The 20,436-nt window shown below is 37.6% G+C and carries 18 protein-coding genes and 1 pseudogene; 11 read left to right on the top strand and 8 right to left on the bottom strand.

Annotated features, from left to right (window positions below):
- Window positions 1–75: 75 nt before the first annotated feature.
- A complete protein-coding gene (locus LQE94_RS12195; protein WP_227060808.1) occupies window positions 76–729 on the bottom strand; it encodes a DUF6100 family protein in 654 nt (217 codons plus the stop codon).
- Window positions 730–750: 21 nt separating this feature from the next.
- Window positions 751–1,275, bottom strand: coding sequence for a DUF5697 family protein (locus tag LQE94_RS12190; protein ID WP_240577821.1), 525 nt, complete (start codon window positions 1,273–1,275; stop codon window positions 751–753).
- 332 nt (window positions 1,276–1,607) lie between these two features.
- Here LQE94_RS12190 and LQE94_RS12185 point away from each other — a divergent pair, with 332 nt between their 5' ends.
- Complete coding sequence (locus tag LQE94_RS12185) at window positions 1,608–4,046, top strand: hypothetical protein (protein ID WP_240577820.1); 2,439 nt, start codon at window positions 1,608–1,610, stop codon at window positions 4,044–4,046.
- Window positions 4,033–4,608 (top strand): hypothetical protein, encoded by a 576-nt coding sequence (locus LQE94_RS12180; protein WP_240577819.1) that lies wholly within the window; start codon window positions 4,033–4,035, stop codon window positions 4,606–4,608. Before LQE94_RS12185 ends, LQE94_RS12180 begins: the two co-directional genes overlap by 14 nt.
- 128 nt (window positions 4,609–4,736) lie before the next feature.
- Here LQE94_RS12180 and LQE94_RS12175 read toward each other — a convergent pair whose 3' ends face one another.
- Both LQE94_RS12175 and LQE94_RS12170 read right to left on the bottom strand, forming a co-directional pair.
- Complete coding sequence (locus LQE94_RS12175; RefSeq protein ID WP_240577818.1) at window positions 4,737–5,267, bottom strand: hypothetical protein; 531 nt, start codon at window positions 5,265–5,267, stop codon at window positions 4,737–4,739.
- Window positions 5,254–6,588, bottom strand: coding sequence for a MarR family transcriptional regulator (locus LQE94_RS12170; RefSeq protein ID WP_240577817.1), 1,335 nt, complete (start codon window positions 6,586–6,588; stop codon window positions 5,254–5,256). The genes LQE94_RS12175 and LQE94_RS12170 overlap by 14 nt, the downstream gene beginning before the upstream one ends.
- A 437-nt stretch (window positions 6,589–7,025) precedes the next feature.
- On the opposite strand from LQE94_RS12170, the gene LQE94_RS12165 reads away from it, so the two are divergent.
- The 4 genes from LQE94_RS12165 to LQE94_RS12150 all read left to right on the top strand — a co-directional run bounded on the left by LQE94_RS12165 (window position 7,026) and on the right by LQE94_RS12150 (window position 10,876).
- Window positions 7,026–7,256, top strand: coding sequence for a hypothetical protein (locus LQE94_RS12165; protein ID WP_022075835.1), 231 nt, complete (start codon window positions 7,026–7,028; stop codon window positions 7,254–7,256).
- A 465-nt stretch (window positions 7,257–7,721) separates the two neighbouring features.
- Complete coding sequence (gene thrS, locus LQE94_RS12160) at window positions 7,722–9,674, top strand: threonine--tRNA ligase (RefSeq protein WP_022075834.1); 1,953 nt, start codon at window positions 7,722–7,724, stop codon at window positions 9,672–9,674.
- 323 nt (window positions 9,675–9,997) lie between these two features.
- Window positions 9,998–10,393, top strand: coding sequence for a hypothetical protein (locus tag LQE94_RS12155; protein WP_240577816.1), 396 nt, complete (start codon window positions 9,998–10,000; stop codon window positions 10,391–10,393).
- Between the two features lie 228 nt (window positions 10,394–10,621).
- Window positions 10,622–10,876: a PRC-barrel domain-containing protein gene (locus LQE94_RS12150; RefSeq protein WP_022075833.1), complete on the top strand. Its 255-nt coding sequence runs from the start codon at window positions 10,622–10,624 to the stop codon at window positions 10,874–10,876.
- A gap of 123 nt (window positions 10,877–10,999) precedes the next feature.
- On the opposite strand, the gene LQE94_RS12145 is transcribed toward LQE94_RS12150, so the two are convergent.
- Complete coding sequence (locus tag LQE94_RS12145) at window positions 11,000–12,028, bottom strand: LacI family DNA-binding transcriptional regulator (RefSeq protein ID WP_240577815.1); 1,029 nt, start codon at window positions 12,026–12,028, stop codon at window positions 11,000–11,002.
- Window positions 12,029–12,351: 323 nt separating this feature from the next.
- Between LQE94_RS12145 and LQE94_RS12140 the strand changes: the two genes are divergently transcribed.
- The 3 genes and pseudogenes from LQE94_RS12140 (at window position 12,352) to LQE94_RS12130 (ending at window position 15,514) form a co-directional block, all read left to right on the top strand.
- The gene (locus tag LQE94_RS12140; RefSeq protein ID WP_240577814.1) at window positions 12,352–12,594 is read left to right on the top strand and encodes a hypothetical protein; all 243 of its coding nucleotides are present in this window, start codon (window positions 12,352–12,354) and stop codon (window positions 12,592–12,594) included.
- A gap of 39 nt (window positions 12,595–12,633) precedes the next feature.
- A pseudogene (malQ, locus tag LQE94_RS12135) lies at window positions 12,634–14,151 on the top strand (4-alpha-glucanotransferase); the annotation flags it as partial.
- A gap of 190 nt (window positions 14,152–14,341) precedes the next feature.
- Complete coding sequence (locus LQE94_RS12130) at window positions 14,342–15,514, top strand: iron-containing alcohol dehydrogenase (protein WP_240577812.1); 1,173 nt, start codon at window positions 14,342–14,344, stop codon at window positions 15,512–15,514.
- A 56-nt stretch (window positions 15,515–15,570) separates the two neighbouring features.
- Here the strand turns inward: LQE94_RS12130 and LQE94_RS12125 are convergent, their stop codons facing one another.
- The 3 genes from LQE94_RS12125 to LQE94_RS12115 form a co-directional block, all read right to left on the bottom strand.
- Window positions 15,571–16,161: a 50S ribosomal protein L25 gene (locus LQE94_RS12125; RefSeq protein ID WP_022075824.1), complete on the bottom strand. Its 591-nt coding sequence runs from the start codon at window positions 16,159–16,161 to the stop codon at window positions 15,571–15,573.
- A 196-nt stretch (window positions 16,162–16,357) separates the two neighbouring features.
- Window positions 16,358–17,143, bottom strand: coding sequence for a hypothetical protein (locus LQE94_RS12120; protein ID WP_186865287.1), 786 nt, complete (start codon window positions 17,141–17,143; stop codon window positions 16,358–16,360).
- A 197-nt stretch (window positions 17,144–17,340) separates the two neighbouring features.
- The gene (locus LQE94_RS12115) at window positions 17,341–18,183 is read right to left on the bottom strand and encodes a LysR family transcriptional regulator (protein ID WP_240577811.1); all 843 of its coding nucleotides are present in this window, start codon (window positions 18,181–18,183) and stop codon (window positions 17,341–17,343) included.
- A 129-nt stretch (window positions 18,184–18,312) separates the two neighbouring features.
- On the opposite strand from LQE94_RS12115, the gene LQE94_RS12110 reads away from it, so the two are divergent.
- Both LQE94_RS12110 and LQE94_RS12105 read left to right on the top strand, forming a co-directional pair.
- On the top strand, window positions 18,313–19,686 hold the full coding sequence (locus LQE94_RS12110) for an MATE family efflux transporter (RefSeq protein WP_240577810.1): 1,374 nt from the start codon (window positions 18,313–18,315) through the stop codon (window positions 19,684–19,686).
- A complete protein-coding gene (locus tag LQE94_RS12105) occupies window positions 19,679–20,350 on the top strand; it encodes a GDSL-type esterase/lipase family protein (protein WP_240577809.1) in 672 nt (223 codons plus the stop codon). The genes LQE94_RS12110 and LQE94_RS12105 overlap by 8 nt, the downstream gene beginning before the upstream one ends.
- Window positions 20,351–20,436 lie beyond the last annotated feature (86 nt).

Genomic DNA, 20,436 nt, shown 5'->3' with positions numbered 1-20,436 from the left:
CCGGCAAACAAAAAAAGCAGGGATTTCCTGCTTTCAAAGGATGTTTTACCAATGTCGGATAAAATGACGGAAAAATCATGAAATTTCCGATATGGTTTCAATCTCGTTTTTTCGTCCTTTCAGCCACTGGGGAAACCGGGATTTTCCCATCACATAGATGACAGTATGATCCGTATCTCCCAGCTCCGTGGTGTGGTAGGAGTCGCAGTAAAGCCCGCTGTCATCCACCATGATATAGGTGGCAATCGTGTCCAGAAGCTGTTTGAACTCCAGGTTATCGTAATCACGTACCCGGTCAAATGGGCCGTTCCGGTCATAGATCTGGCTGAAGCAGACCACACATTCCCGGTACAGGGGAAGGGAATGGACCGTCAGGTAGTTCTGCAGCGCATAGTTTAGCGGCTCATGGAGAAAGGCAGCGTTGACGTGCTGCTTTCTTTTGGGAAGCAGGCCCGGAAGCGTAATGGAGATCAGATCTTCGTCCTGGCAGATCTCAATCCCTTGGGCATCTGCCGCTTCTTTTAAGTATCCGCTCCGTTTTTCCGGGGCGGCCAGACAGACCAAGTTCCGCATCTGGCAGGCGATCCGCTCAGCACGCAGCGCAGCGTTCATACTCAGATCCCCGTAGTTTTCCGGATATGTACGAATATCAGTGGTTTTCAGGGCAAAAACGGTGTTGTTGAGTTTCTGGATCTCTCCTTCCAGCTTCGCAAGCCGTTCATAGAGTATTTTCTGGTTTGAAATGGTGTATTACCTCCTTCCGTAGTAGCTGACAGAGCCGGAGTCATCCACGACACAGAAAGCAAGCACTCCTTCAATCGAGAGTTTCGCTGCCTGCTGGATATTTTCCAGCATCACAAGACGCAACACATCGTGGCGGGGAATGGATTTCATCACATGATCTACCAGAACTTCCTGTTCCAGCGGCACATAGAGGATTTCGTACTCCTCATTTTCTGAGAAAAAGTGGAGTTTCACTGGAAAATCTCCGCTGGTATGGAATACAATGGGCTTTTTAAAATCCAGTAAAACCCAGAAGGCGGCAATCGTACCTCGATCCGGGTTTTCAGCGGCCTCCGGGCTGTCACATAACAGGCCGGCTTCCTTATCATGATAAATCCTTCCCTGCTTGACCAGGCTGGTGATCAGTGACTTGATGGAGTCCTGGTTACCAAACATCTTCATTACCTGTTCATATTTCAGGGCATGGTAGGTGGTCAGGAAGCGCAGGAGCTTTTCTCCTTCTCTGTGGTATATCTGATCTCTTGTTTTCATGCCGGATTTCCTCCGTTCAATAGAATGTGCGTGTGCTGTACGTAGAGTATACGTAGAAATATCTACTTATTATATATGTAGGCTGTACGTACAGCGGTCAGCGTGGGTTTATGGGTACAAAAAAAGCACCGCCGAGGGTGCCGTAAAAGAAGAATACTATAAGCAATACCTATTGTAGCATGGGTAAATTTACCCTGCAATCGCAGAACAGGGACAATACTAAGCCAGTTTTAAGCCAAAATTTTGTTGATTGGTGTCTAAGACAGGGATAAAATAGAACTAGGATGTATGCATATTAATGTGCATTATAAAATATGTTAGTGAGGGAAATTATGGAAGAGAGAATTATTAATATGTTTAATACTATAACTGCGTCAGATTATTACATAAGCAATCCTTATTCATCTTCGTGTAATAAAGCGTTTAAAAGGATTTTTAAATCATCAGATTTTTTAAAGTATTTTTATTTATTATCAAACAAAACATACGAAAGATTAGCGACCATAGCCAATGTATCAGAGGATTCTACCAAGAATACTATATTTGTTACGGGATTTAGAGGATGTGGCAAAACATGTTTTATGAACCTATTAAACTCTATGATTAATTCTGAATATAACTTACCAGAATTTAAGGAGTGTAAAAGAATTGAAAAAGAACTTTTGGCTCAAACAGTTAATGACAGGGAAGATGATATAGAAAAACTTGAAAAACGATATAGAAAATCATCCCAAAAGATTTGTAATACTTTGCGGACACAAATGCACATAAATAAGATGGAAGTTAAAAATGAAAATTTTGCAACCTATCTTAATAATACATTAAAAGGAAAAAGTGTCTTCTTGAATTTTGAAAAGGGACGGGCTTCTAACGATGATCTTCCATTTGATAAAAAATTTGTGTTAAAGATAGAAGACGCCGTTGATGATATAATTCGGCTGAAAGAAAACGGAACAAGCAATAATATATTTGCTCGTATTATAAACTTATATAATAGATATACTAAAATATTTAATAATACATTTGAATATAAAAATACTTTATTAAACTTTTTTGAGTTTTGTAAAAGCAATTTATTAGATGCTTCAGAATTTAATTCTGTAAAAAGAAAGTTAGACGAAGTTCTCGATTGTCTGAATTTAGAGCAATTATTATTTTTGTTAGTTTTATTACATTCAGCTTTAGAAATAGAAGAGCATAATGATAATATACCTAAGTTATTTTTTATTCTTGATAATATGGACATTGTATATCGCCATAATATACTCGAAGAATCAATGCACGAATATTCTAATTTTATAGAAAATATGAATTCGTTTATGGAAATGATAGAAGGTAGCGATAATGACAAATGGAGTAAAATATATGATAATATAACTTTTATCTTTGCAATGCGTGAAACTACGGCAATGCAGATAGCAGATCATTTTATCGATGGAATGGAGTTTGTGGCCAAAAATTTCGACATTTCGATGGACATAGACAAAGCATTAGTTGTAGCAAAAAAATTTTATTTTATAAATAACTTTACGAATGAAATTGAAAATACAGATTTAAAAAAGACAATTAAGAGAGTTTACGATATATGTACGGATCCGTATATTAAAAGTAACATTTTTCCTATGTTTAATAATGATTATAAGAGAGCGATTACGTGCATAACATCTCTATGCGAAAAAAATGAGGAATTAATCGATCAAGAAATACGATTGGTTAATACTGGGGAGGACTATAATAAAAATGGTGCAAGAGGAATTATTTTCAGAGTCATTTTTGATGAATTTTTGGGAAAAAGATATTTTGAGAAAATAGGTATGGAGCCTCCAACAAATCATAATCAGGAATTTACTATTTCAAGGCCCATATTGACACTTCTGTATAATTTGTTACCAGAGTTTGATAAAGATGAATTTCATGATGATGATAATGATCGACTGACACCTGAAACGATTCCTTTAAGATATCTATATTCGTTATGTAAGCCTATAATGGAGAAAAAAAGATTTATCGATGCTTTGGTAGGAATGTTTGATTTGAAAAAAGCGCCAACCTGGAATCATTTAATTACTTTTGATAACATAAAAAGAGTTTCTTATCAAGAATTGGATAACTATTTAAACGATATAGATAATGGAATTGAAAAGGAATCAGAAATAGAAATAAGAATAACATGTGCTGGATCAAATTATATAAAGTTTATTTGCACTCATTTCGAGTTTTTTTCATGCCGCTATACTAAAAACACATATCCATTATTTGCTGAAAAAAACTGTAGATATTCAGAAAAATATAATAATTATAACTTTGAATACGTTCTAAAAAAAGTGTATGATGCAGTCGTGGTGTGTTGTAATAGACTAAAAAAATATAATAGTGAGGTTATAAAGATACAAGAAGAAAATGGAGGTGTTCCGCTTCTCGAATCTGACTATGTATTCCGAAGTAAAGAGGATAATGTAGGAAGATTACATGAGGAAAGGATTATTCATTGGCACATAAGATATATAGATAATTATAGAATACATATAATAAAAGACATATACCCTGATAAAATTGTTGATATGAATGAAAGAATAATAAACTATATAGAAAAATATGTACAATTGCTTAAAAATCCATTGTTTAGTAATATGAGTCATGTCCTATACAAAGAATTATCTGCTTGTATTAAATATATAGTAGATCAAAATTATAATGATAGTACAACGCAGATTTCAAGAAAATCATATAAGCAATTAGTGGAGGAAGAAAAGATAAATGGAGAATTATGAAATGCTAATATCATTTTGGACACTTGTTATTAGCTCTATCCTCAGTCTCTTGACAATAATTGTAAATATTATGCTGACGTTTAGTAATATGCATAATAATAATAGAATAAAAGCATATGATTTGCATAAAGAAGCTCTTATTAAGTATTATCTTCCAATAAAGTATGAATTAATCAAGTTGGAAAGCATATTAAAAGAAGACGATGGTACATATTTTGATATGTTTTGTTTGTATGCTAACGATATACAAAAACAGAATAAGCGATTAAAAATATTAGATTTCTATAAACAATTTATAGAAAATTTTAGATCAAAATCATTATATTTTACGAATGAAAAAATTGACCGAAATATAAGTAAAGTATACGAACATATGTTAGTGATTGTTTTGGGAAATGAACATATGTTGGGACTAAACAAATATAAAACAATGTATAATATACCGGATATAGATAATATAATTAATTGCATAGATAAATACTCTTTAGAATATGAAACGTATAATATTAGTAAGTGGCGAAGAAGAGTACGTAATATTAAAAGGATTTTACATTTTGATTAGTTCTGTCGCCCCGACAAAGGGTTCTTCCGCATTAAAGCCTTAAAGACATGGAGAGCGGGGCGAACAAAAAGTAGTAATTATATTTGTGATATCTAACATTGCGGAAGAACCGAATAGAAGAACATCATTCATTCTGGAAAAAAATGATTCAATTTGTCAATAGTCTCCTTGGCAGTATATCCCCATAAGATTGTACTGAGTGCTTCAATTGCCTGGTGGCGTTTCCTGTAGTATGTACGGTAAGAGATATTGGGAATATGCTGCTCCAGCTTTTCCAAGATCTCTTCCGTGTTCTTCAACTGCTGTGGGGAAAGAAAGGCATAGTAGAGGATCCAGTAATACTGCTCCCCGTATTTGTGGTTATTCCGCAGAAGATCCACAGAAGACTCCAACAGTTTCAGCATCCGGTTGCTCCGCTCAATGCTTTTTGCACGTTCCGCAATGTCACTGCCAGCCAGATCGGCTCCGGCCGCATAAATGGAGTCCAAGAACTCATCGATACTAGATCCATACTGCACCTTGAACTGGTTCTCCATCTGGTGAACGACCACTTTCAGGCTGTATGTCGCATCCCGGTACCGGCGCAGGAACTGGTACGTATCATGAAACCGGGGATTTTCTTCCGGTGTTGGGAAGTCCTGTCCTTTACGCTTCGGCATACAGATCACCTCCTTCCCGGCTTACGGCGTCCGTATCATTTGGCATCTGCGAAGGAAGATTCGACAGGTAGATTTCCGGTGGTTCCATCCGACTACTCCGATACGCCCACTGTTCTGTTCTGCCCTCTTTCGGAAAGGCAGAGTTCGGCAGTACGGTTTGGTTCTGCTGTCCAACTTCTTTCTCAGGCTCCAGATCTGCCCTGGGCTCTATGGTCAACTCAAAACGGTATTTTGCGGCTCCAAAGGGGCAGATAATATTTAGACTAATTACAGGTATACTATCCTCACAGTCTGATAAGGGAGATAATATATACCTGGTTCGGGGGCAGTGACAGCAGGAAATTCCTTGTGTATCCAGGAGTTTGGCGACTTTTCGGATCATGTAGCGGATGTGCGAAATTGGAACGCAGGGAATGGGATTTGAAACAGTAATCTGCTCATCTGTCACCGTTTCTGGTACGCACAATGTCTCTGGTTCCGTAGTTTCCTCTGTAGGTGTTTCTTTAGGAGTGTAAATCGGCAGTTTCATTTTCATGGCTATTTCCTCCTTGTCAATCAGTACGTCGCTGATGTTAAACATAATGGAAAGGTAATTGTTCAGGTAAATCATGCTCCCGTGATTTCCCCGGAAGGATACCAGGGTGATCAGGTTCATCTTCTCCATCTTTTTTAAAAGCCTGGAGACAGTAGGCTTGGAATGTCCCCAGCGTTCGCCTAGTGTCTGGAAGCTGGTCAGGGGAGTACCGGTATTATTCCGATAGTAGACGACAGGCCCGGTGTCAGAGCAGAGGACAGACGGATCATTGTATACAGCATGGATCCACAAATCGAGCAGAATGTCCATTTCCGAGCATTTGCCTGTCTGGATCAGTTTGTGGGCTTTTCCAATAGGGAAAAAGAAGAAACCCGTATCCTTTTTGCAGGGATAATTGTATTTCAGGGCAGTATTATCATTCTGCCAGTCGGTAATCTGGAATTTGACCAGGCGGTTTTTCTCCAGCAGGGAATAGGTAATGCAGCCTTCCTCCTGGAGATGCTTCAGGATGGAAATGGCCTGATGCTGAAACCGGCAGCGAAACCAATCCTGCAGTTCTGAAATGCTGCAGATCCATTCGCCCGGTGAGAGCGTATAAGTGAGCTGCTCCATGCGTCGGTTTGAATTGCTGTAATTGGCGTAGGAGCAGAGAACCAGATACCAGAAAAGAAAAGAGCCTCCGGTGGTTCGGATGCTCCTGTCGTTTAATAAGGTCTGTATGAAGTTGCGGTAGATCCGGCAGCGTGGAAAATCTACGATTTGTTTGAGTTCTAATTGGTATTCCATAAGTAAGCCTCTCTTTCTGAAATAAAATAGAGGCAGCATGATGATGCTGCCTCTAGCCAATCGTTCGGTTGAATGTCACCTTTTTTCTATTAATTCTGGATGTGAGGATATCCTGCCAATATCCCTCCATCATCCCTTTTGCATCGAAAAAGCCTTGCCAAAGTCAAAATCTTGATTTATACTGAATTTGCAAGAAATTTATCATCAGGCTGTTTCGAGCTGGTAAAAAATCCCCATTTTTCGGGACGCTAAGTTCCATTTCGTACCAAGACGTTCTGGGAAAATCGGTTGGCACTAAATGACTTAAAATCCCTCGGGAGCGATCCCGTGCCGGTTCAAGTCCGGCCACGCGCATTATATTAGAAGACTTAAGCTAATGCTTAAGTCTTTTTATATTTTATAAGACATTAGATTAAATATTACAGGAGGATAATGTCATGAGAAGAATGGAATTTACTATGGATAGACCAGGATTGGTTGAGATTGGACAAGAAGTAAATGTAATTGAAGGAAAATTACCTAGTTCATATTATTATACAATCGAACATGCAATTGCAATGAGCGGTAATTATCGAAGTTATGAAAGATTAAAAACACGTCATGGCAAAGTGGTAGATATCCAAATGGGATTGGAAGCAAACAGTGTTATTTTAGAATTTGATGAGTAAAAAGTTATAGTGAAGAATAAAAAGATTCCATAATATTTTAGATGAAAAATAGATGAAAAAATTGAAGAAATTGAGTTGACAAAGTTTATTTGAATGCTATAATGAGGGTCAGAAGATAACACGATGACGAGACGAGTAGAATGTGGAACGTTTCAGAGAGAGATGAAGATGCTGGAATCATCTTAACGGGAATCATTTGAAGACTACCTCCGAGTGGCCCTAATCCGGTCCGGTGATTCCGTTATAATCATGAATGAAGTGGTTTTAGATAACAAAGTAATTGTTATCATCTTGAAAACAAAAAGGGTGGAACCGCGGATATAAAAGTAATCAGACTTTATCCGTCCCTTGCATGTAAGTGCAGGGACAGATAAAGTTTTTTCTGTTTTAAGGAAAGAGTTTTTATAATATGTAAACTCCCTGTATTAAATGCTTGAAGTAAATATCAAAACAGGAGGAAGAATGATGATTATTACATTAAAAGATGGATCAAAAAAAGAGTATTCAGAAGCAAAAACAGTAATTGATGTTGCATACGATATTAGCGAAGGTCTTGCACGAGCAGCGTGTGCCGGAGAAGTAGATGGTGAAGTTGTAGACCTTAGAACAGTTTTGGATAAAGACTGTGAGCTTAATATTCTTACAGCAAGAGATGAGAAAGGTTTAGCTGCACTTCGTCATACAGCATCACATGTAATGGCAGAGGCTGTACAGAACCTTTATCCAAATGCAAAAGTTGCAATTGGACCATCAATTGATACAGGATTCTATTATGATTTTGAATGTCAGTCATTTACAAGAGATGATTTGGATGCAATTGAAAAAGAGATGAAGAAAATCATCAAAAAAGGTGCTAAGATTGAAAGATTTACAAAATCAAGAGAAGAAGCAATCGCATTTTTCAAGGAGAAAAATGAACCTTATAAAGTTGAGTTGATTGAAGATCTTCCAGAAGATGCTGAAATTTCTTTCTATTCACAGGGAGATTGGGTAGACCTTTGTGCAGGACCTCATTTGATGAGTACAAAGGGTGTGAAAGCATTTAAATTGTTATCATCTTCAGGAGCTTACTGGAGAGGTGATGAGAAGAAACCAATGCTGACACGTATTTATGGTACAGCTTACGCTACAAAAGACGAACTCAAAGAGCATTTAACACAATTAGAGGAAGCAAAAAAACGTGATCATAATAAACTCGGACGCGAGATGAAATTATTTACAACAGTAGATGTAATCGGTCAGGGACTTCCGCTTATTATGCCAAATGGTGTGATCATTATGCAGGAGTTACAGCGTTGGATCGAAGATGAAGAAAGCAGACGTGGATATGTTCGTACTAAGACACCATTGATGGCTAAGAACGACCTCTACAAGATTTCAGGACACTGGGATCACTATAAAGAGGGAATGTTCGTATTAGGTGATGAAGAGAAAGATAAAGAAGTATTTGCCCTTCGTCCAATGACATGCCCATTCCAGTATTATGTATACAAAGCAGAACAGCACAGTTATCGTGATCTGCCATTGCGTTACGGCGAGACATCTACATTATTCCGTAATGAAGATTCTGGAGAGATGCATGGTCTGACTCGTGTTCGTCAGTTTACAATCTCAGAGGGACATTTGGTTGTAAGACCTGACCAGATGGTAAAAGAGTTCAAGGATTGTATCGCATTAGCTCAGTATTGTCTGCAGGTACTTGGCGTAGAGGAAGATGTAACATATCATCTTTCAAAATGGGATCCGTCAAATAAAGAAAAATACATTGGTGAACCAGAAGTTTGGGAAGAAACAGAAGGTCATATTCGTACAATGCTTCAGGAACTCAATATTCCATTCGTAGAAGATGTCGGAGAGGCAGCATTCTATGGACCAAAGGTAGACATTAATGCAAAGAATGTATACGGAAAAGAAGATACAATGATCACAATCCAGTGGGATGCATTACTTGCAGAACAGTTTGATATGTATTATATCGATGAAAATGGTGAGAAGAAACGTCCATGCATCATTCATCGTACATCTATCGGATGTTATGAAAGAACACTGGCATGGCTGATTGAGAAATATGCAGGTATGTTCCCTACATGGTTATGTCCGGAACAGGTTCGTGTAATTCCTATTTCAGATAAATATCATGAGTATGCAGCCAAAGTTGAAGCAGAACTCAAAGCAAATAACATCCGTTGCTCTGTTGATCAGCGTTCAGAAAAGATGGGATATAAGATTCGCGAAGCTCGTCTGAACAGAGTTCCATACATGTTGATTGTTGGAGCAAAAGAAGAGGAAGAGCAGAAAGTTTCTGTAAGAAGTAGATATCTCGGAGATGAGGGCGCGAAAGAGTTGAATGTATTTATCGATGCAATCAAAGATGAGATTCAGAAAAAGACAATTCGTAAGATTGAAGTAGAGGACTAAGTTACTGTTTAGTTCATTAGATGGTGATACGGACCTTACAAAAAAATGATATAAGAATTCTTGCTCAGACTTCATGAGCGGAAGACACATAAGAGCGTAAATTTTTGCTAAAAGCAAATGAATTTGAACTAAAACTTGCTGCTACGCAGCTTCAAACATATTCGTTCAAATCCATTAATGCAAAAATTTACGCTCTAAGTGTCTCCAACGCTCACTCCATATTCGCTCGAATTTCTTATATCAATTTTTTTATAAGTCAGGTATCGGCTCAGTCCGTGAAGCAAATAGAACGCAAAGGATAATTTGGGGAGATATCTGAGATAATGGATTTGGGGGAATTGAAGATGCAGAATCTTGATGAGGAGTATCCGCAAGGCATTGAAAGAGTAGGTAGGATGCATAATTTTACTGGAGAGTATCTGCAAGGTATAGAAAGAGTAGGCTGGGGATGCGTAATTTTACTGAGGAGCATCCTTACGTTATCGAAAACGTGTGATGTAGATGCAAAATTTGCGAAGGAAGTATCCTCAAGTTCTAGAAAAGGCAAGATGCAGATGCAATTGTACAGGTCAGGCAGGCTGAAAAGTATCTGCAAGTTCAAAGAAGAGCAAGTTGCAGATACATTGGGCAAGGAAAGAGCATCTGCAACAGAGAATATCAAGGTAGTGCAGATACATCAGTTGCCAAAAGAATATCTGCAACAGCAAATAATCACATGATGTAGATACATCAGAAAAGTAAATCCTTCATCGCTCCACCTATTTCAATCATGGTACACCAAAAAGCAAGAAAAGACTATGCACTCCAACGAATCGGAGTCGGGCTTGCCCGACGAAGCTGAGCAGGAGTGCATAGTCTTTTTCTTGCTAAGAGACCGTCGTGAACTAAATAGCAAAACACTTATCGCTGCATATAATAATATAAGTGATATATGCAGGAGTGACACGATGCGCATATGTGAATTACGAGAAAAAGAAGTAATTAATACCTGCGATTGTAAGGTGTTAGGATGTGTAGTAGATATAGATTTTGACTTGTGCAGTGGACAGATAGAAGCAATTATCGTTCCAGGTCCAGGAAAAGTATGTGGGATATTTGGCGTGGACTCAGAATATATTATCCCATTTGCATGTATCAGGAAAATCGGTCCCGATATTATATTAGTGGAGATTCAGAAAGAAAAGTTTTTGAAGAAAATATAGCAGATAAGAGAGTTTTGATTTCTTTCACGTAAATCGAAACTCTCTTATCTTTGTTTATGTAGGCCAAGACACAAAGTCTAATAGGATGTGTATCTAATAAGGGGAGCATGAAAGTCTGAAAAATCATTCCCTAGAAATCTTACAGCAACTGTCTCTTTCTATCAAATGATGTGGCACGATAATCTTTGTCGCAACCAATCCCGGATTTTCAATATGATTAATAATCTGCGAGGCTGCTTCAATTCCCAGCTGGCATGAATTGATGTCAATGGATGTGATCTGTGGAGAAGTCAGTCTTGCAAATAATGAATTATTAAAGGAGATGATTGATAAATCTTCCGGAATCGACAGCTTGTTCTGCAGACATACTCGTTCCAGAGAAACAGCAAGAATATCATCACTTACTACAATTGCGGTTGGGGGTTCGGATTGTAATAATAACGCAGAAATTTCTTTGGTATTATTCTGCGATACATTTGCAACCTCTACACAGTATTCAGGTCGCATCGGAAGTCCATGTTTTGCGAGTGCGAGCTGGTAACCGGATTTTCTGTCAGCAGAGAAAATGAGATTGCTGTCAGAACCCAGATAAGCAATTCGGCGATGACCGAGCTGGTAGAGGTATTCAGTTGCTTCCTGCCCTGCAAGCAGATTATCATTATCAATATAGATACTCTGATTTGTGTATTGCGTAGCTTTTCCAATCAGACTGTATAGCAATCCTTCATTAAATAAATAGTCGATAACAGGATCATCTTTTCTGGAATATAGAACGATAAACGCATCTACTTTACCACTTCTCGACATGGAGCGGACTGCTTGTAATATTTCGTTTTCGTCCTGTCCGGTTACAATTGTTGTCATGTATTGTTTTTGGTTACAGTAATGACTGACACCGCGAACTGCTTCAAGATAAAATGAGTTTTCGTATACTTCACGTGCAGACGCAGGAAGGATAATCCCTATTGTTCGTGAATTTTGAGAAGCAAGGTTACTAGCTTGGAAATTTGGTTCATATCCAAGTTCGAGCATTGCTTTTCGAACCTTTTCTTTTGTTTCATTGCTGATAGAAGGGTTATTTTTACAGGTTCTGGATACTGTAGAAGGAGATACACCTGCCAAAGCTGCCACATCTTTAATTGTCACTGTCATAAATAAAGCCTTTCGTTTTCATGTATAAGTTATAAATAGTATTTTAAAGAAAGAAAATAGTAATGTCAAATGCATTGCATAAGAAATTGCATGAGTTATGCAAAAGAGCTGAAAATAAAAAGACGGAAATGTTGAGCAATAGTAACAAAAGCATAGAAAATAAATTGTATGATATTTCAAAACAACAAAAATGAAACTAGAAAAATGCACAAAAACAAGAATGGTAAATTGTGGAAAAAAGAGAAAGCAATGCGATATTAGAAAATAGAATTGAAATATCATAAAATTCTGACTATAATTAATGCAAACGGTTGCACAAAACGATGCAACAGGTACTTAGTGATGCAGAATTTGCAGAGAGTACAATATGGCTTATGGGAGATTTCAACAGTTTGGATAATGTAAAAGGAGAAGGTTACGAACTAATCTGTAACAGTGGATGGAAGGATACATATGTGTTAGCAGAAGAAAAGGATGACGGTATTACGGTGGAAGAAGAAATTGATGGCTGGCGTGAATCCGATGGCAGAAGCATCCGGTTGTATCCGATCACTATGGAGTCATGATAGAAGTTTAATAGCAGGTTTTAAAAGAAAGGGAGATTAAAAATGAATGAAAGAGCTGCAGGTATTTTAATGCCAATCAGTAGTTTGCCATCTGAATACGGCATTGGATGTTTTTCAAAAAGTGCATATGAATTTGTAGATTGGTTAAAGGAAGCCGGACAGAGTTACTGGCAGATACTTCCGCTTGGTCCGACCAGTTACGGAGATTCGCCGTATCAGTCTTTCTCTACATTTGCAGGGAATCCATATTTTATCAGTCTGGATGAGCTGATTGAGGAAAAAGTGCTGACTCGTGAAGAGTGCGATAAAGTAAATTGGGGGACAACAAAAAGTAAAGTAGACTACGAGAAAATTTATAAAGGACGCTACCCATTGCTTCGAAAAGCATATGAGAGAAGTAATATCAGCGAGAATCCGGATTACCAGAAATTTGTTGCAGAAAATAACTGGTGGCTGGCAGATTATGCATTATTTATGGCAGTAAAGGCAAGATTTGATGATGTAGAGTGGACGAAGTGGGCAGAGGATATCAGACTTCGTTGGAATAATGCAATGGACTATTACAGGGAAGAACTCTATTACGATATCGAATTTCAACAGTATATGCAGTTTAAATTTCATGAACAATGGATGAAGTTGAAGAATTATGCGAACAGCAAAGGTATTAAAATTATTGGAGACATTCCGATTTATGTTGCGATGGATAGTGCTGATGCATGGGCACATCCAGAACTGTTTCAGTTAGATTCTGAAAATGTTCCGGTAGCAGTAGCAGGATGCCCGCCGGATGGATTTTCGGCAACAGGACAGTTGTGGGGAAATCCATTATATCGATGGGATTATCATAGAAGCACCGGCTACGAATGGTGGATTTCAAGACTTCGCTATGTGTTCAATATGTATGATGTCGTACGTATTGACCATTTCCGTGGGTTTGACGAATATTTTTCTATTCCGTATGAAGCAGAAAATGCGATTGGCGGACATTGGGAAAAAGGACCGGGAATTGACTTGTTCCGTAAAGTAGAGCAGGCACTTGGATGGAAACCGGTCATTGCAGAAGATTTGGGTTATGTAACGGATTCTGTACGAGATATGGTAAGAGACAGCGGATTTCCTGGAATGAAAGTTCTGGAGTTTGCATTTGATTCCAGAGATTCCGGATGTGCGAATGATTATTTGCCACATAATTATCCGGTAAATAGTGTCGCATATACAGGAACTCATGATAACGAGACAATCGTTGGATGGTGGAGCAGTATTACGAAGGATGAACAGAAACTTGCAAGAGAATATCTTTGTGATCAGGCAACACCGGACAAGGAATTATACAAGTCTTTCATTAGCCTGATTATGAGAAGTAGTGCAAAACTTTGTGTGATTCCGATGCAGGATTATTTAGGACTGGATAACAAGAGCCGTATCAATACGCCATCGACAGTTGGAAAGAACTGGAAATGGAGAATTAACACAAGACAATTGTCTGTTAAGCTACAGAAAGAGATTTATGGAATGGTACTGAGATATGGAAGGATGAATTGGAACGATTCTATATAATTTTTTTAACAATAACGTAAACGCTTTTATTGCATAAGGCAGGAAAATCCGGTTGCCGTCTCCCTTCTTTATAGAGTATGATATTAACATAAATGTTTACGCTAGGATAGAGCAAAAAAGAAGGGGGATGTGACTTATCAATTTTACAAAAATATACTGTCGCATATATCAAAATTGTATGAAGGCTGCAATGTATATAATTCCTTGGCGTATGCCAAAGATATTAAAAGGCACGGGATCTATTTTGCAGCTTCCAGAGTTTTTAAAGAAAAAGAAACTATCTAATATTTTGATTGTGACAGGACCTAACATTTATAAACGAGGGCTGCTGGATGAATTAGAAAAAAGATTGCAGCAGGAAAATTTGTCATATTATATTTTTGATGACGTTTCACAAAATCCGACAGATACGGAAGTAGAGCGCGGCGTAGAGATATTCAAGCGAGAAAAGTGTAGTTGTATTGTTGCAGTCGGTGGTGGTTCTCCAATGGATTGTGCAAAAGCAATCGGTGCGAGAATAGCCCGTCCAAAAAAATCAATAAGACAATTGCAGGGGGTATTTAAGGTATTAAGACCTATCCCATTATTTATTGCAGTTCCGACAACTGCCGGAACTGGTTCAGAGACTACGATCGCGGCAGTGATAACAGAAGAAAAAACACATCATAAAGCAGCAATTAACGATTTATGTCTGATGCCAAAGGTGGTTATTTTAGATCCGAAACTGACAGTTGCATTACCTCCTTCTGTTACAGCAGCAACGGGAATGGACGCATTATGTCATGCAGTAGAAGCGTATACGAATGATAAATACAATACAGAATTTGAGCGAGATTTATGCAGGCAGGCTGTAAAATATATTTATGACAATCTGTATACAGCGTATCAGGATGGAGAGAATCTGACAGCCAGACAGAAGATGCAGCAGGCGGCATTTTATGCAGGAAGAGCATTTACAAGAGGGAGTGTAGGATATGTTCATGCAATAGGTCATACGTTAAGCGGGCTATATGATGTCCCCCATGGATTGGCGATGGCGATGTTACTTCCGCAGGTTATGAGGGCATATGGAAGTGCTGTGCATGAAAAATTAGCGGAGCTATGTGATGTCTGCGGTATCGAAGCAGAGGACGCTGGCACACAGTCAAAGGCAGAGGCATTTCTTCAATGGATTGATAAGATGAACGAAAAGATGGGGATTCCAAAATATCCGGATATGATTCAGAAAAAGGATATTTCAAAGATTGCCAGGTGGGCAGAGAAAGAGGGAAATCCTTTGTATCCGGTGCCGGTTGTGTGGAAAAAATCAGAGTTTAGCCGATTTGTAAATCAGTTATACGATGATAGCAAAGAAAATATATAAATATTTAGAAATATTAAGCGCAGGATAAATTACCCTGCGCTTAAATCTCGTATTTATTATTCAGCAGCTTCCTCATCTGCTTCTTCAGCAGCATCGGCAGCAGATACGTGAACCTCTGTAATTGTAACTACAGTAGCTTCAGCATCAGTCATCAAATCGACGTCTTTGTCCTGAGCAATTGGCAGATCGCATACACGAATCGTATCGCCGACCTTTAGGTCTCCGACATCAACTTCAACTTTTTCTACCAGTGCAGCAGGAAGTGCCTTGAATGAAATCTCATGTAGCATCTGCTGTGGAACACCGGCAGCAAGTTTCTCAAGATTGATCAGATGTACTTCAGCAGTAGAGTGAACTTTTTCATTACTTACTAATGCCTGAAAATCAATCTCATCGACATAACCTTTCAATGGGTTATAATCGACCTCTTTAATAAGTGCATCATAAGTCTGTCCGTCAACTTCGAGCATTACCTGACCACCTTTTCCTTCGTCTTTTAGAAGCTGGTCAACAGCACGTTTGTCCATCTGCAATGGAATGGATTCTGTCATCTCGCGACCGAACAGATTACCGGTTACAAATCCTTCGCGTCTAAGTTTTTTGGCTTTTGTTGTCATGTTTCTTTTTTCAGCTTTTAAAGTATTCATTTATCTTTTCCTCCAAATACTGAATCACGCTTAGCAGCCTTCAACTTTTTTTCTATAAGTAGGTTTTGTTAAGTTCTATTTCCTTGTTACAGTTTTATTATAGCACCGCGTGTCAAGAGAAAAACGTGGAAAACTGTGAAGAAAATGTGAAAAATCAAATATGATTTTGTGAACTCTGTGAATAATTAAAAATAACTTACAAGAGGAGTCGGAAAACTTTTGTTTTATCTAAAATATAGATAGAACAGATCATAAATAAATGTGCCAGTAAAGTACTGACAATTACTCCATTTGATGTGAGTAGGAATCCACTGTAAAACCCGAACCAGCAAATGAAACCAGAATATGCTCCCATTAATATCAGTAGAGGAAGTTGTTGGACAAAACCATGTATCGTACTTAAAAAATCGTGCATTGTAAAATCGAAGTATATAAAACGACCGACTGCGAGTGTAATAAAATACATCATGAGTGAATCATAGTTATCATCATTGTAAATGAATTTGATGTATAGCAAAATCAATATAATATAGAAGGTTGAAACCAGACGTATGGAAGCCTTCTGATCGGAATCAAGTTCTTCCAGAGGAACAAGTACAATATCAAGCCATCCGTTTAGGATGACAGAGAAGCAGAGAAACAGCAACAACAATAAATCCTGGTATTTTTCCCAATACACAGAGACTGCAGGAATTCGCTCATCAAGAATATAGTATAATGATAAAAAGATGAGAATTGAAGTGCTGGCAAATACCATTTCAAAAAAACTTTCGATAATAGTGAGCTCTTTCGCCTGATGTTCGCGATTTAAACGACGTATTTTACGAGTAGTTAAAGAATCATCTTGTAATTTTTTATGCATTTGCAATTTAGCAATACATAGGACAATTGTAATTACAATGATAAGTCCCAGAAGAGAGGCTAGCAGGTAGACTCCAATATTTTTGAAATTAAAATAATGTGTAGCATAGTATGTATTCATGAAAATTCCACCTTTCGCAAATATTATAACACAGTCGTGCAAATACAGAATAGAGTTTCTTTTACAGGGGGGTAAAAGAAAAATCATATTAAATATGAGCAATTCAGGATACCCTCTTGTAGAAATTGCAAAGATTACAGATATGACAGAAGAAAAAGTGAAAGAAATTTTAAAACATAATGACGTGAAATTGTAAGTTATTTTAATTCAGATAAAAATTTTTCTACCTCAACCGGAATTCGCTCATCTCTCCAGGCAAGGAGAATTTCTGTCGAGAGGTTCGTATTCTTAATAGAATAAGCATAAAGACAGGGGTTGAGTTCTCTCATGGAAGAAGGGAGGATGGCAACCCCTAAACCATGTTCGGCCAAAGTTATGGCGGTTCTGGCATCTTCACATTCGCAGTATATGTCACAAGTTAATCCATTATCTTCAAAAGCAGATATAATATATTTGCGATAGCGATGAGAAAGTATCAAGGATTTTTGTGATAGTTCTTTTAATGAAATATTTGTATATCCAATATCAAAAAAGCCAGAGATTGCCATTGCTACTAAATTCTCCTGTAGTAAAACGCTGGTGTTGCATTCATTTAACACAATTGGTGTTCTAAGTGTTGTAATATCTACCAGGCCATTTTCTAATTCATTTTTTAAAGCGAATGTAGAACCTTCATGTATATCAAAGTGAATATCAGGATATTTTGAAGCAAATCGAACTAAGTAATCAGACATAATGGAAACACTGGAAGGTGTCAGACCAATATGGAGAGTAGCAGACTGGCTTGCCTTAATTACTTCACGTTTGGTAATATCCGTCATAGTAAGCAGACTGGTGGCTCTGGCATAGAGCACTTTACCGGCTTCGGTTAGAGTAATTCTTTTTGTACCTCTGATAAAAAGCTGTACTTGTAATTCTTCTTCCAGCATTTTCATCTGGTAGCTTAATGGTGGTTGTGTCATGTGCAGAGCTCTGGCGGCAGCACTGACATTTCCCTCATCTACAATTGCATGAAAGTATTCTAATTGTTTGATTTCCATATAATTTTCTCCTATTGAAAAAAGATATATAAATATTATTGCATTGCTATATAAAAACAATATTTTTTATATATTTTAATCTGTGTTATACTTGGAGTCAAGGAAAGAAAGCAAAAAAGGAATGAGAGTATGAAACGAATTGATTTTGAACACGGAACAATTACAGGAAATATTTTAGGTGCGGCCTTACCGATGCTGGTGGCGCAGATATTGAGTCTTTTGTATAATATTGTGGATCGAATTTACATTGCCAGAATTCCAGAAGTCGGAACAACAGCACTTGGAGCGGTGGGCTTATGTTTTCCAATTATTGTGATTATCACAGCATTCAGTAACTTGTTCGGAAGTGGCGGCGCCCCTTTATTTTCTATTAATAGAGGAAAAGGAGATACAAAAAAGGCTGAAACAATTATGAATACATCATTTTCAATGATGTGCATTTGTGGAGTGGTATTGATGGTAATCGGCATGTTGTTTGCAAGTCCGATACTGGTATTATTTGGTGCATCAGAGGAAGGGTTATCTTATGCGTATCCATATATGATGATTTATCTGATAGGAACAGTACCATCCATGATTGCAACAGGGATGAATCCGTTTATTAATGCACAAGGTTATGCTACATCAGGCATGCTGTCTGTAACAATTGGAGCAGTTGCCAATTTAATTTTGGATCCATTATTTATATTTGGATTGCATTTAGGAATACAAGGAGCTGCAATTGCAACGATTATTTCACAGACTTTATCAGCAGCATATGTATTTTATTTTTTAAGAAAGAAATCGGATCTAAAAGTTCGAATGCTCTCCAAGGCAGAATGGAAAGTATGTGGAGCAGATGCAAAAAATATCGTGAGTCTTGGTAGTGCAGGATTTATTATGCAGCTGACAAATAGTTTAGTAACAATATGTTGCAACAGTGTGCTGTCAGGTATCGGAGGAGATGTTTATATATCAGTGATGACAATTGTATCAAGTATCCGACAGATGGTAGAGACACCGATTTATGCTATGAATGAAGGAACCTCTCCAATTTTAAGCTACAATTATGGAGCACAGCGTCCAAAACGTGTTAGAAAAGCAATTAGAGTAATGACTTGTATGATTCTTATTTATACGGCAATCATTTGGAGTGTGATTATTTTTGCACCGGAATTTTTAATCGGAATTTTCAGCTCGGATAAAGAATTACTGGTAGATGCAGTAGAAGCATTGAAGTTGTATTTTGCAGCATTTATATTTATGGATTTGCAATATATTGGACAGACGGTATTTAAATCATTAAATAAAAAGAAACAGGCAATCTTCTTTTCGTTACTTAGAAAAGTATTTATAGTCGTGCCATTAACATATTTGTTTCCATATACATTTCGCATGGGAACAAGAGGTGTGTTTTTAGCAGAACCGATATCAAATGTAATTGGAGGAAGTTTGTGTTTTATTACAATGCTGGCAATTGTGATGCCGGAGTTAAAGAAAATGAAGGAGAAAAATTATGAGTGAGTTAGATGTGATTCAAGGTTTTTTTGCAAAGGAGCAGAAAGAAAAAATTGACAAGTATCGTATTTTAAATGAAACGGTTATAAAGGGACAAATCCTTTTTACAGGGTCATCATTGATGGAACAATTTCCGATAAATGAATTGTTAATGACTGAGAAAATGGATTGTATTATTTACAACCGTGGAGTTGGCGGGTTCACAACAGATGATATGTTAGAAAACATGGATGTTCAGGTGTTTGGTACAGAGCCGTCTAAGATTTTTATTAATATTGGAACAAATGATATTAGTAATCCGTCGATTTCTTTTGAGGAAGCACTTACACATACCATGACAAATTATGAGAAGATCCTGGTGCAAATTAAAGAAAAATTGCCAGAAACACAGGTGTATATGATGGCATATTATCCTGTAAAAGAGGATTCTCCGATTCCGGATGGACCTTGGGGAGAAACGATGTTTAAGAACAGAAACAATACGAATATTCCGATTGCGAATGAAGCAGTAAAAAAACTGGCCGATAAATTTGGCTATACATATATTGATGTGAATAATGGATTGACAGATGCAAATGGAAATTTAAAAGAGGAGTATACGATAGAAGGTGTACATATGTATGCAAATGCGTATAGGTGTGTTTTAGAGAATCTTAAGAAGTATCTATAAGTTCGAGAGCCGGTTGGGGACGGGAGAGCCAGTTGGGGACGGGGTTTAGTGGCTTTTTGCAAGCAAAAAAGCCACTAAACCCCGTC

The sequence above is a fragment of the Mediterraneibacter sp. NSJ-151 genome (assembly GCF_022487435.1).
Taxonomy (GTDB): domain Bacteria; phylum Bacillota; class Clostridia; order Lachnospirales; family Lachnospiraceae; genus Schaedlerella; species Schaedlerella hominis.
The sequence above is the reverse complement of the archived record's forward strand: the minus strand, read 5'-3'. Positions and strand labels throughout refer to the sequence as shown.